This window comes from Corynebacterium sp. UMB4614 (assembly GCF_030217065.1).
Lineage (GTDB): Bacteria > Actinomycetota > Actinomycetes > Mycobacteriales > Mycobacteriaceae > Corynebacterium.
In genome coordinates this window covers 46266-59563 of sequence record NZ_JASONC010000003.1, presented here as the reverse complement: position 1 = coordinate 59563, position 13298 = coordinate 46266, and the positions used below count along the sequence as shown (strand labels likewise).

9 protein-coding genes are annotated in these 13298 nt (G+C 64.3%); 4 read left to right on the top strand and 5 right to left on the bottom strand.

Translation table 11 applies throughout. The features are described 5' to 3' along the window. The first annotated feature begins 133 nt into the window (after positions 1-133). On the top strand, positions 134-2728 hold the full coding sequence (gene secA / locus QP413_RS02290) for a preprotein translocase subunit SecA (RefSeq protein ID WP_284780393.1): 2595 nt from the start codon (positions 134-136) through the stop codon (positions 2726-2728). Here the strand turns inward: secA and QP413_RS02285 are convergent, their stop codons facing one another. Then, positions 2729-3373, bottom strand: coding sequence for a hypothetical protein (locus QP413_RS02285; RefSeq protein WP_284780390.1), 645 nt, complete (start codon positions 3371-3373; stop codon positions 2729-2731). It abuts the gene before it with no gap. Between the two features lie 115 nt (positions 3374-3488). On the opposite strand from QP413_RS02285, the gene QP413_RS02280 reads away from it, so the two are divergent. Continuing rightward, the gene (locus tag QP413_RS02280; protein WP_070758707.1) at positions 3489-3899 is read left to right on the top strand and encodes an HAD family hydrolase; all 411 of its coding nucleotides are present in this window, start codon (positions 3489-3491) and stop codon (positions 3897-3899) included. A 1-nt stretch (position 3900) separates the two neighbouring features. Next, the gene (locus QP413_RS02275; RefSeq protein ID WP_012359741.1) at positions 3901-4419 is read left to right on the top strand and encodes a hypothetical protein; all 519 of its coding nucleotides are present in this window, start codon (positions 3901-3903) and stop codon (positions 4417-4419) included. A 115-nt stretch (positions 4420-4534) separates the two neighbouring features. Here QP413_RS02275 and rsgA read toward each other — a convergent pair whose 3' ends face one another. Both rsgA and aroA read right to left on the bottom strand, forming a co-directional pair. Beyond that, positions 4535-5545, bottom strand: a complete 1011-nt coding sequence (gene rsgA, locus QP413_RS02270; protein ID WP_284780388.1) for a ribosome small subunit-dependent GTPase A — start codon at positions 5543-5545, stop codon at positions 4535-4537. Between the two features lie 3 nt (positions 5546-5548). Further along, a complete protein-coding gene (gene aroA, locus QP413_RS02265; protein ID WP_284780387.1) occupies positions 5549-6952 on the bottom strand; it encodes a 3-phosphoshikimate 1-carboxyvinyltransferase in 1404 nt (467 codons plus the stop codon). A gap of 37 nt (positions 6953-6989) precedes the next feature. On the opposite strand from aroA, the gene QP413_RS02260 reads away from it, so the two are divergent. Further along, the gene (locus tag QP413_RS02260) at positions 6990-7697 is read left to right on the top strand and encodes an SOS response-associated peptidase (RefSeq protein ID WP_015381346.1); all 708 of its coding nucleotides are present in this window, start codon (positions 6990-6992) and stop codon (positions 7695-7697) included. A 218-nt stretch (positions 7698-7915) separates the two neighbouring features. On the opposite strand, the gene QP413_RS02255 is transcribed toward QP413_RS02260, so the two are convergent. Together QP413_RS02255 and QP413_RS02250 are read right to left on the bottom strand one after the other, a co-directional pair. Beyond that, positions 7916-12460 (bottom strand): G5 domain-containing protein, encoded by a 4545-nt coding sequence (locus tag QP413_RS02255; protein ID WP_284780386.1) that lies wholly within the window; start codon positions 12458-12460, stop codon positions 7916-7918. Between the two features lie 7 nt (positions 12461-12467). Next, complete coding sequence (locus QP413_RS02250; protein WP_284780384.1) at positions 12468-13133, bottom strand: adhesin domain containing protein; 666 nt, start codon at positions 13131-13133, stop codon at positions 12468-12470. Positions 13134-13298 lie beyond the last annotated feature (165 nt).

Genomic DNA, 13298 nt, shown 5'->3' with positions numbered 1-13298 from the left:
CGTGTGGCCGCCCCGAGTTTTTATGTGTTGCCGTCAGCCCCATCCAACAGAGTAGAATGATGGGCTGATCATGCGTCGAAGCTAGACAACGAACGTACGAGACGTAGAAAACGAAGAAAAGGACGAGCAGGTCGTGCTAGGACTATCCAAGATTTTGCGCTGGGGCGAGGGTCGTGCCGTCAAGCGGCTCGACAAGATTGCCGATCAGGTTCTCGAGCTAGAGGATGGGTACTCGGCACTCAGCGACGAGGATCTCCGGGCGAAGACGGACGAGTTCAAGAAGCGTCTCGAGGACGGCGAGAAGCTCGATGACATCCTGCTCGAGGCCTTCGCTACCGCCCGTGAGGCCTCTTGGCGCGTGCTTGGCCAGAAGCACTACAAGGTGCAGGTCATGGGCGGTGCCGCGCTGCACTTCGGCTACGTAGCGGAGATGAAGACCGGTGAGGGCAAGACCCTGACCTGTGTGCTTCCCGCTTACCTCAACGCCCTCGAGGGCAAGGGTGTCCACGTCGTGACCGTCAACGACTACCTGGCGAAGCGTGACTCCGAGTGGATGGGCCGTGTCCACCACTTCCTGGGGCTGAGCACCAACGTGATCCTCTCCGAGAAGCGCCCGGCGGAGCGCCGCGAGGCTTATAACGCGGACATCACCTACGGCACGAACAACGAGTTCGGCTTTGACTACCTGCGCGACAACATGGCGCATTCTCTCGACGACCTGGTGCAGCGTGGCCACCACTACGCCATCGTCGATGAGATCGACTCCATCCTTATCGACGAGGCCCGCACCCCGCTGATCATTTCCGGTCCGGTGGAGGGCTCCTCCCAGTGGTTCACCGCGTTTGCGCGCATCGCACCGCGCCTGACCCGCGACATCCACTACGAGGTCGACGAGCGGAAGAAGACCATCGGCGTGAAGGAGGAGGGTGTTGAGTTCGTCGAGAACCAGCTTGGCATCGATAACCTCTACGCCCCGGAGCACTCCCAGCTGGTCAGCTACCTGAACAACGCCATCAAGGCTAAGGAGCTGTTCATCCGGGATAAGGACTACATCGTCCGCAACGGCGAGGTCATGATCGTCGACGAGTTCACCGGCCGCATTCTGGACGGGCGCCGCTACAACGAGGGCATCCACCAGGCCATCGAGGCCAAGGAGAACGTGGAGATCAAGAACGAGAACCAGACTCTCGCGACGATCACCCTGCAGAACTACTTCCGCCTCTACGACAAGCTGTCCGGCATGACCGGTACCGCGGAGACCGAGGCGGCCGAGCTGAAGCAGACCTACAAGCTGGATGTTGCCCCGATCCCGACGAACCGCGAGAACCAGCGCGTCGATAACGTGGACCTGATCTACAAGACGCAGGAGGCGAAGTTCGAGGCAGCCGCCGAGGACATCGCCGAGCGCGTGGAGAAGGGCCAGCCGGTGCTGGTCGGTACCACCTCCGTGGAGCGTTCCGAGTACCTGTCGAAGCTGCTGCAGCGCCGCGGCATTAAGCACAACGTGCTGAACGCGAAGTACCACGAGCAGGAGGCGGAGATCGTCGCCCGCGCTGGTCTGCCGGGTGCGGTGACCGTCGCGACGAACATGGCCGGCCGTGGTACGGACATCGTGCTGGGCGGTAACCCGGACATCATCGCCGACCAGGATCTGCGCGAGCGCGGTTTCGACCCGGTGGAGGACCCGGAGGCCTACCAGGAGGCCTGGGATGAGGAGATCATCAAGGCCCGCGAGAGGTCCAAGCAGCAGGCCGAGGAGGTCCGCGAGGCCGGTGGCCTCTACGTGCTGGGCACGGAGCGCCACGAGTCCCGCCGCATCGATAACCAGCTGCGCGGCCGTTCCGCGCGTCAGGGTGACCCGGGCGAGACCCGCTTCTACCTCTCCATGCGCGACGACCTGATCACCCGCTTCGTGGGCCAGTCGATGGAGGCGATGATGACTCGCCTGAACATCCCGGACCACGAGGCGATCGACTCGAAGATGGTCACCAACGCCATCAAGGGCGCGCAGTCCCAGGTGGAGGCCGCGAACCTCGAGATGCGTAAGAACGTCCTGAAATACGACGAGGTCATGAACGAGCAGCGCAAGGTGATCTACGCCGAGCGCCGCCAGATCCTCGAAGGCGAGGACGTGCAGCGTCAGATCCGCGGGATGCTGGAGGACACGGTCACCGCGTACGTCACCGCGGCGACCGCCGAGGGGTACGTGGAGGATTGGGACCTGGACGAGCTGTGGCAGGCGCTGCAGTCCCTGTACGGCCCGACCATGAGCTACGAGTCCCTGATCTCCGGCAGTGAGTACGGCAAGCCGGGCGAGCTGAGCTCTTCTCAGCTGCTGGAGGCCGTGCTGGCGGATGCGAACGCGCAGTACGACAAGCTGGAGGACGCCGTCATCGAGATGGGCGGCGAGGAGCAGATGCGCGGCATGGAGCGCGGCGTGCTACTGAACGTCGTGGACCAGAAGTGGCGCGAGCACCTCTACGAGATGGACTACCTCAAGGAGGGCATCGGCCTGCGCGCGATGGCGCAGCGCGACCCGCTGGTGGAGTACCAGCGCGAGGGTGGCGACATGTTCAACCGCATGAAGGAGGGCATCCGCGAGGAGACGATCCGTCAGCTCTTCCTGGTGCGCACGCAGCTCGCCCAGGCGGGCGCCTTCCAGGTGGAGGACCCGGCCGAGGGCCATGGCGACGAGAACGCCAAGCCGGAGCACACCATCGGCGGCTAACTAGATCAGGTGGATGTGTTCCACCCGCCACAGGCCGGCACGGAGCTCGCCCCGCGAACGTTGCGGGGATCGGGTACCGTGCCGGCCTTCGCCGTCGTCGAGGAAGCCCGCGATGGCGCGCACGCGGCCGTCGTAGAACGCGGAGGCGGAGAAGCGGATCTGCCCGAAGCGGGTTTTCTGGGCGTGGACCCGCAGCAGCCGGGCACCACCCGTGGCCGGGCTGCTCGCGCGGCGCAGGTCCTCGATGACGGCCGGGGAGTAGGGCCCGCGACGCAGGCTCATCGGCGCGCGGCGGCCCTCCCGGGCCTCCAGCCACAGGACGATCCAGCGGCTCAGGGTACCTAAGTCCACGGTGTTGTGCGGGGTGCTCTGCGGGTTGCTGACCGGCGACGACGGCGACGCCGCGGCGTTTGCCGGCAGAGCTCCCGGTTCCCGGTGGGGTTTCCTAGACTCTGCCGCACCCGGCCTAGCCACTGGAGCTACAGGTGCTGTGGTGAGAAAGCGGGCCGCTGGCCCCTCCGCCTGCAGCCCCGCGGGGACGCGCAGGTAGTTGTATCCCGGCTTCGGTCTGGACGCCAGCGGCGGGATCTTCTTCGGCTTTTTCGCGGGCGTGCTCCCCGGTTTAGTCAGTGTTGGGCTCGTCATCTTTCCCCCTCGTCCCCACGCTGTGTCCCGCGCATCCCCCCGATGCACGCAGACTGTGGACCTCAGCGTAGCCGAGGGCTGCGCGCCCGTGCCGGAAAATGGCAGAATATAGGGCATGCGAGGACTAGTTGTTGACCATAATGGTGTGCTCGATGGAGCCGAAGAAGACCGCCGCCGTTGGCGCAAGCTGCTGAGCGCTGTCCGCGAGGAGGGCCTGGCCGTGGCCATCGTCTCCAACGCGCCGGATGATGCCTCCTCTGATCCGATCCGTCAGTGGGAGAAGGACGGCTACGTGGACACCGTCGTCCTCTCCGGCGAGGTTGGCGTCGAGAAGCCGGACGAGAAGATCTTCCAGGAGGTCGCGAGCCGCCTGGAGCTGCCGGTGAATGACCTGGTGCTGGTGGATGATTCGATCATCAACGTCAAGGGTGCGGTGGAGGCCGGCATGATCGGCGTGTACTACCAGCAGTTCGACCGGATGATCGTCGAGGTGCAGAACATCTTCGAGCTGGAGGGTGAGTTCTAGGATGCGCGTCTTCATCCCGGCGACCCACTCGATGCTCGCGGATTTCGCCCGCGATAGTGTGCTGCCGATCCGCTCCGGGGTGGTGTTCGGGCTGACCCAGGCGGTACGTGATTTCTACACCTCCGGGGACGACGAGGAGCTGGAGTACACGGCCTTCCTGGACGCCGCGCGTGCGTCCTTGCGGCTGTTGGCGACGGAGGACGCCTCCGGTGCCGAGGAGGCCTTCCCGAACCGCCGGGTCGTCTTGGCTGCGGATATTCCGGACGCCAACCTCACCGCCGATCCGACTGGCGGGGATTCCGTGCTGCGCGTGGACCCTGCTCAGCTGGAGCTGAAGCAGCTGCGCGCGATCCACACGGATGACGAGGATGCGGAAGCCGCCACGCAGCGGGCCAAGGAGTGCATCGATGATGCGGATCTGGGGGATGAGGACGCGGAGCTCGCGCTGGGGGACTGCGAGGATAACCTCATGAGCTGGTACGACAGCAAGGAGCTGGGGGTGCTCGTCGATCTGATGTAGCGGGGGCTACTGAAAGGTACGGGAGCTACTGCAGCTACGCGGCAAGCCACAGCCCGCGTGCGCCGCCATTGAGGCAGCGTGCGCGGGCTTGTTCCTTCTGTTGACCTTCTCTGGGCTATTCCGTCTCGAAGGGAAGCTCCCACTCGTTGTTGCTGCGCAGGGCGGTCAGCAGGCGGCGTACCGCGGCGGCCCGGCGCCCGGAGGCGCCCTCCAGGGTGTCGAGCGCGCACTCCGGGTCCGCTGGTGGGCCGAGGTGCGTGCAGCCGCGGGGGCAGTCCTGCACGACTTCCCGGAGGTCGTCGAAGACCTGCACCACGGTGTCCGGGTCCACGTGGGCCAGCCCGAAGCTGCGGATGCCGGGGGTGTCGATGATCCAGCCGCCACCAGGCAGGGGCAGGGCGACGGACTGGGTGGAGGTGTGGCGGCCCTTGCCGACCCCGGAGACGTCCCCGGTTTCCCGGTCGGCGTCCGGCACCAGCCGGTTGACCATCGTGGACTTACCCACGCCGGAGTGGCCGATCAGGGCGGAGACCTCGCCGGTGATGACCTCGGTGAGCTCGGCGAGGTCGTTGCTGGTGCCGGTGTAGTGGACGGGCACGTCGAGCTCCCGGAACTCGGCGGCGAAGGCCTCCGGGTCGGCCAGGTCGGTCTTTGTCAGGCACAGCACGGGCTGCAGACCACCGACGAAGGCGGCGATCAGCGCGCGCTCCACGAACCCGGCCCGCGGTGGTGGGTCGGCGACGGCGGTGACGATCAGCAGGTTCTTCGCATTCGCGACGACGATGCGCTCGTAGGGGTCGGTGTCGTCCGCGGTGCGGCGCAGCACGGTGTCGCGCTCGGCCTGGCGGACGATGCGGGCCAGCGTGTCTTTACGGCCGGAGGTATCGCCCACCACACCCACGCGGTCGCCGACGACGATGGGGGTGCGCCCCATCTCCCGGGCGAGCATGCAGGTGACTTCCACGCCGGTCTCGTCGAGAACCACGCCCCAACGGCCCCGGTCGCGGGAGATCACCATGCCCCACTTGGCGTCCTTGTGCTTGGGTCGTTGCTTGGTGCGGGGCCGCGACCCCCGGCGGTTGGGGCGCACGCGGACGTCGGATTCATCCCACTGGTAGCGTGCCATCGTTTAGGCCTCCCCGTTGCCGCTGGCAGCGGTGGTGTCGGTGCCGTCCAGCATCTGGGTCCACATGTGCTCGAAGCCGGGCATGGTCTTGGCAGTGGTGGCGATGTCCTCGACTTCCACGCCGGGGACCAGCAGGCCGATGATGGCGCCGGCGGTGGCCATCCGGTGGTCGGCGTAGGAGCGCCAGCGGGCCCCGGCCAGGGGGACGGGGGTGATGTGCAGGCCGTCTTCGGTTTCGGCGACGTTCCCGCCGAGCGCGTTGATCTCCGCGGCCAGGGCGTGGAGGCGGTCGGTCTCGTGCCCCCGCAGGTGCGCGATGCCTCGCAGGCGGGTCTCGGTGGTGGCCAGGGCTGCCACCGCTGCGACGGTGGGGGTGAGTTCACCGATGTCGCCCATGTCCCAGTCCACGCCCTGCAGTGGGCCGGTGGCGCTGGCTGTCAGGGTGCCCTCGTTCAGGGTGACGGTCGCGCCCATGGCTTCCAGGATGGGGCGGATCTGGTCGCCTGGCTGGGTGGTCGTGGCAGGCCAGTGCGGGACGCTGACCGCGCCCTGGGTCAGTGCGCCCGCGGCGAGGAACGGGGTCGCGTTGGAGAGGTCCGGTTCGATCACCCAGTCCACAGCCTTGATGGGTCCGGGCTGGACGGTCCAGGTCGGGTTGCCGGTGGCTTCTTCCGTACCCGTTTCGACGACGACGCCCGCCTGGGCGAGCATATCGACCGTCATATCGATGTGGGGCTTGCTGGGCACGGAGGAGCCGGTGTGGACGATGCGCACGCCGTCGGCGAGGCGGGCGCCGACCAGCAACAGCCCGGAGACGAACTGGCTGGAGCCGGAGGCGTCGATGCGAACCTCGCCGCCGGTTGGGGTGGTAGACCCTGCGGAGCCCTGCTCCGTGTTGCTCGCGGCGGGCAGGACGGTGAAGGGCAGGCTAGCGGTGTCCGAGCTCGGCTCGGTGGCGTCCGTGCCCTCGCCGATGCTGGCACCCAGGCCGCGGATGGAGTCCAGAGTCTGGTCCATGGGGCGGCGGCGTGCCTGGGGGTCGCCGTCGAAGCTGACGGGGGCGGTGGCTAGTGCTGCGATGGGTGGGACGAAGCGCATGACGGTGCCCGCCAGCCCGCAGTCGACGTGCCCGCCGGTGAACTGGACGGGCGGGGTGATCCGCACGGTGGCAGCCGCCCCCTCGGAGCTTAGGATTTCTACACCCACCCCGAGGGTGCGCAGCGCGTCGAGCATGAGCTCCGTGTCGCGACTGATCAGGGTGTTGGTGATGGTGGCCGGCCCGTCAGCGAGCGCTGCGAGGACGAGCGCGCGGTTGGTGATGGACTTGGAACCGGGGACGGGCACCGTCGCGGTGACGGGGCCACGTGCGGTGGGGGCGGGCCAGGTGGGGTGGGTGCTAGTCGACATGGCTCTAGTCTCTCATTTTTTGGGGATAATGGGTCCCATGTGTGGCCGTTATGTCCTTTTCAGCACGCCCGAGCAGCTCGTTGGTGCGGTGCGGCGCCGGACCGGGCAGCAGCGGGTCGCGATGGTCGGGGAGGGGCCGCGGGAGAATTACAACATCGCGCCCACCCACACGGTGCCGGTGCTGCGGCCGTTTCGCGGGGTGCCCACACTCGGGCCGGCGGTGTGGGGCTATCCGCCGAAGACGGTCTTTAACGCCCGCGGGGAGACGGTTTTCGACAAGCCGACCTTCGCGGGCTCGGAGCCGTGCGTGTTCATCATGGATGGCTGGTACGAGTGGACTGCCGATGAAGATCCCGCGCCGGGGGATCGGCGGAAGCAGCCCTGGTTCACGCACGCCGGTGGGGAGCCGATTTTTATTGCGGGGCTGTGCAAGGCCGTGGATGGGGTGGTGTACGCGACGATGGTGACGACGGCAGCTACCCCGGAGCTGGAGTGGCTGCATCACCGGATGCCACGGGTGCTGGTGCCGGGCGAGGGGGCTGTGGGAGGCTATGGCGAGGGGCGCGCTGATGGCTCGAGCCACGCGGTCGATGAGGTGCGCCGCTGGCTTGCGGGGGATGAGGCGACGCTGCGGGAGATGGCAGTAAGGCCGCCCGGGCACGGGTTGGGTGGCCTGGTGAGCGGGAAGGCGGATAAGGCGGTCGGCAATGTGGCTAATAATGGGCCGCATTTGATCGGCCGGTAGTCCGATGCGCAGGGGTTGAGGGCGGGGTCTAAGGAGCGGGGTGAGGACGGGGTCCGCCTGCCGGGGAGCTGTGGCGGGGTGCAGGGGGAGTGGTGCGTTTTTGTGGGGGGGGGATGCGGAAGCGGGGGGGCGCGGGGTGGTCCCCGCGGCTCCCGCCGCTTCTATGTTGGGTCAGTGTTGAGGCCGGGTGGCCTCAGCGCTGACCCTGGGTGCGCTGTTTAGTACAGGCGCTTGCGCAGAGTCATCAGCGCGGTACCGATGAGGATCAGCAGTGCTGCGATCCCGGCTGGCATGGCGATGCTTGCGCCGGTGCGTGCCAGTGCGGACTGGCTGCTGGACTCGGCCTGCTCTGGCTGGCTGCCCTGCTGGGCAGAGCTGCCGGAGGTTCCGGAGCTGCCACCCGAGTTGCCCGGAGCGGCTGGCTGCTCGCTCGGCTTCTCGGATTCGCCTGGCTTGCCTGGCTCGCCCGGCTTCTTGTCATCCGGCTTGCCAGGCTCACTTGGCTTCTTGTCACCTGGCTTGCCCGGCTCAGACGGCTTGCCTGGCTCGCTCGGTGCCCCTGGCTTGCCCGGCTCACCTGGCTTGCCCGGCTCGCTCGGCTTGCCCGGCTCAGACGGCTTGCCTGGCTCAGACGGCTTGCCCGGCTCGCTCGGCTTGCCCGGCTCAGACGGCTTGCCTGGCTCGCTCGGCTTCGTCGGCTCGGTCGGCTTGGTCGGCTCGGTTGGGTCCGTCGGGTCGGTCGGCTCGCTCGGCTTGGTCGGCTCCGTTGGCTCGCTCGGCTTGGTCGGCTCGGTTGGGTCCGTCGGCTCGCTCGGCTTGGTCGGCTTGGTCGGCTCCGTTGGGTCCGTTGGCTCGCTCGGCTCTGGGGCCGGAGTCTCGCAGTTGCACTTGGTGCCCACGCGGATCTTACGATCCTGCTTTTCCTGCGTCACCGTCTCGGAAGTCTCGGGCTCGCCTACCGGCTGGCCGTCGACCAGCTTCCAGGTCTTGGTGATCTCCTTCGAACCAGTCTTGCCAGCCTGATCCTCGACAACCTTGCCGGCTTCGAGGTTCGGGTCGTACTCGATGAGCGTATCGTACGGAATTTCTTCCGTGTGCTTATCCGTCAGCTCAGTCTCAACGCCCTTAGCTGGGCCAACCTCGATGATGCGCGGAGTCGGGTCACTGATTTTCTCAGTGGACTCGTCCTTGTTCACCTTGCCGTTATCGACGGTCACCTTGACGGTGTGCTTGATTTCACCAGGCGTGCCCTCCTGGACAACCTTGGTCTCGCCTGGCTGCAGGTTCGGATTTACGCGAATCTCGGTCTCGAATGGAGTCTTCTCAGTCCACTCGACGTTTTCGGAAACAGGGTCAGCCTTGGTGCCGACGCGGATAACCGCGTTGGTCGGCTCCTTGGTGCGCTCGGTGGTCACGGTCGGCTCGCCGGAAGGCTTACCGTCCACGATCTTCTGGGTGGAGGTGACAACCTCAGTACCCAGCTCGCCCTGCTTATCGACGACCTGCTCGCCCGCCTTCAGATTCGGATCGAAGATGATCTCCGTCTCGAACGGAACCGGCTTCTCAGTCTTGGTGACGACCTCGCTGTCATTGACACCAGGACCATACTCGATGATCTGCGCAACTGGCTTCTTGGTTACCTTCTCGGTGGTGTTCACCGTGGAGGTGTTGTCCTTTGCAGTGAAGTCGGCGGTGAATTCCTTCTCGCCGTACTCACCCTCCTGGACGACCTTCATCTCTCCCGGCTTCAACTCCGGGTTCACTCGCACGATCGTGTCGTACGGCAGCGGCGCAACCCATGTTGCCTTATTGGTCGCCTCTGCAGGCTTGGTACCGACGGTGACGATCTTCTCAACCGGCTTCTCGATGATCTCCTCAGTGATCTTTGGATCGCCCGGCTTGGAGTTGACGATATCGCGTTCGATCGTCACCTTCTTCTTGCCAGGCTTACCCTCCTGAGTGACCTTGGACTCGCCCGGCTTCAGGCTCGGGTCGTAGACGACCTTCACGTCGTACGGAACCTCAGTCTCAATGGACTCGGTATTCGTACCGGTGGTCTTGGTGCCCACGCGGATGATCTGCTCGGTCGGTTCCTTGGTGCGCTCAGAGGTTACGACCGGGTCGCCGGACGGCTTGCCGTCCACGAGCTTCTGAGTTGAGGTCACAACCTCGGTACCAACCTCACCCTTCTGGTCAACAACCTGCTTTCCGGCTTCGAGGGTGTCGTCGAAGATCACCTTGGTCTCGAACGGAATCGGCTTCTCGATCTTGGTCACGAGCTCGCTCGGAGCAATGCCAGGGCCGTACTCGACGATCCGCTTGACAGGCTCCTTGGTGGTCTCTTCCTCGACGACCTCAGCCTGATCGCCCGAAGCGGTGAACTTAGCGGTGAAGGTCTTCTCGCCGTTCTCACCTTCCTGAACAACCCGGGTTTCACCAGGCTTCAGGTCCGGGTTCTCGCGAACCTCGGTCGGGTATGGGATCGGAACCGTCCAGGTGACTTCCTTGGCGCTCTCAGCAGGCTTGGTGCCGATGACGACGATCTCATTCTGAGGCTCTTCGGAGCGCTCCCAGGTGCCGTCCTTCTTCATCTTCTCCTTGCCAGGCTTGCCCTTGGTCTCAACCTTGTACTCGCCGGCAGGGATGGTGTCGTCGTACTTGTACTCGACCTTGAACGGAACCTCGCGTTCAGGCACTCCGAGGACGTTGACCACAGCATAGGTGATATCCGTAGAGCCGTCCTCGTAGGTCACAGTAACCGGAATCTTGACCTGATCGCCTGGCTTCGCATCCTCAGGTGCGGTTGCGGTGATCTGGCCATTGTCGTCAATGCTGACATTCCAGCCGGCAGGAATCTCACCCAACTTGTATGGGTTTTCCTCCGCGACGTTGACGTTGTCTGGCTTCTCCAGTGCAACTGGCAGCGTTGCGGTTTCGCCCGGGTACACGGTCTGTACCGGGTAGGACGGTTCGGCTTCCCAGGCGTTGGTCAGCTTCACCACGGTGGTGACAGGCGCCTGAGTGGTCAAGCCACCCGGAGCGTTAACGGTCACCGTGACGGTGTTCTTGTCACCCGGCTTAGCATCGGCCGGCGGGGTGGAGGAAACTTCACCGGTCTTCGGGTCAATGGTGTACTTCCAGCCGTTGACTTCCTGAGAAAGAACCGGCTTACCATTCTTGTTTCCGAAGGAGAACGTGGAGCCGTCAGGCGTGTCCTCAACCTGGTGCTTAACTTCCTGGCCCGGAGCTGTGGCCTGAACGTTGTAGTTCGCCTTGATGTCGCCCTTGATAACGACGACGGTGCCAACGACGGTCTGTGGCTTCTGCTTGCCTTCATCGCTGTAGTGAGCCTGGACCGGAACGTTGAGGATGTCGCCTTCCTGCGCACCCTTCGGAATCGTGGTCGTAATCTCACCGGTCTTCTCGTCAACGTAGACGGTCCAGGTCTTACCGTCCTTGCTGGTAAGGGTGGTCTGGTTGGTGCCGTCCTCGAAGGTGTAGCGCGACGGGGCCTCATCGGTCGTGTTACCGCTCAGACCGCGCTCCGGGATCTCAGGAGTAAGGCTGACGCTCGCGTTCGGCTGGCCGGCCACCGTGTCGTAGGTCGGGATCTTGATTTCCACGATCGCCTGGAACTGGACCTCAATCTCGTCCGTGGTCTGGTCAGGGTAGGTTGCCTTGACCTTCGGAGTGATGATCGTGCCCGGTGCCACGGTGTCGTCAGCCTTCGCGGTGACCTTGCCGGTCTCGTCGACCGTCACGGTCCAGCCCTCAGGCACAGTGGACTCGTCGATCTCAAACTTCGCCGGGTGAACCGGCTTGTAGCCCTTCATGATCGACTTGGTACCCACCTGGGCCGTGAGGTCAGCCCCGATCTTGCCCTTGGTCAGACCAGGGCGAACCAGATCGGTGACCTGGGTGTTGTTCGGGTCAACAACTACGAGGAGTTCAAGCTTGTCAGTGGAACCGTTGGAGTACTCCACCGTGATCACAGGGCGCGCGAAGGTGCCTGGGCGCGGGTCCTCTGGAGCGGTGACGGTGACGTTGTAGTTCTCGTCCATCTCGACGGTCCAGCCCTCGTAGACGTACTTCTCGTCCAGGGTGACCTTGGCTTCGTAACCGCCGTCTGCCTTCTTCTTCGCCAGGTCCTTGATCAGGTCAGGGGTCTGGGTGAAGGTGACCTTCTGCGGCTCGGTAGCAATCGGACCGGTAGCGCTATCGACGCCGGAGATAATCGTGGCGTCCGTCTTGTCGTACTTCGGGGAGTGGTACTCGGTGTCATCCAAGGAGAATGCCTTGGAGTCGATGACGTTCGCCTTGTTGTAGCGGGTCAGCGAGTTGGAGCTGTTGAAGGCTGCGTCATGCTCAATAAACTCATTGTTGCTCTTAGCTGCAGCCTTGAGCTCGTCTACGCTACGCGGTTTCGCAAGAACGGAGAAATTCACGTTCTTATCGGTAGCCAGGTCGGTGCCGCGGTACTCAGGCCAGGTGAAGTAGATCTCGCCGGTTGTTTCGTCGATGCGCAGGTTCTTGGTGCCGCCAGACGCCGCTGGGTCGGTGGTGCCGATGAACTTGCCGTTGCCGTCGTAGGCCTCCACGACCATGCGGGACATGGAATCATCCGTGCCCTGGCCGGTCACAGCCGGGATGTTGATCTTGCCGACCTTGATTTCCGCGCCAGGGACGATGACGTGCTTCTCGAAGTTCTCCCACGAGACCGTGATCGGGTTACATTCGATGTTCTCGCTCGGCCACGGGTTCACGAGGGCGTCAAACGATGCGTTGCCCCCCCTGGGTGGCCCTTGGCCCTTGAGGGTTTTCCTGCTTATAGTCGCCCTGCCAGGCGTAACGTACCGGGTTCGAGGCAGTGGCCTCAGCGAACTGCTTGACTTTCGCATCGGTCAGTTCAGCGTTGAGGTTAAGGTTCGTTTGTCGGCCACTGCGATCGATCGCAAGGGCTTCTGTAGCCTTTTGCGTAACCTTCTTATCAACAAAGGTCTGACCAGCATTCATAGAGGGAATCTGTCCCGCATCGAGGTACGCACTCATGAGGCCTGAATTGGTAAAGTTCCAATCGGCAAACGTGCGGTCCTTCGAGTTATCGAAGGCCACACTCAAGCCCCACCGGGTTTTGTTGGGGCTGCTCGCGCTCGGCTCAGAGGTATACCAGCTGAAACCAGCCTGGCTGCCCTGCTGAGAGTTGTCTGCCTGAACAACACACGATCCGGCCGGCAGGTCGGAGGCCTTCTGGGCGTCCTTCTCTACCGCGCCCGACTTGTCGCGGATGCCGCCGGAGAGTTCTGCGGCGGTGGCCTCAGGGGCGAGGTCGCCGTGGGAGAAGATGCTGAGCGAGCCCAGCGCGAGGGTTATGGCGGACAGTGCGGCAACACCTGTGCGTGCGTGACGCCGCGAAACCCTGTTCTGAGAGGAGTTCATTCCTCGATCCTTCCTTGAAGACGATGATGCCCCAGTACTTCCGCAGCGCGGAGATACACAGTTGGGGGCTATCTAAGGCCAAATCTGCATCTGCAGCGTTGATTCACTTGAAGCGCAAAATCTCCTTAGAATACAGCAAGAATTATACTGCCCTCAGGGTGTGAA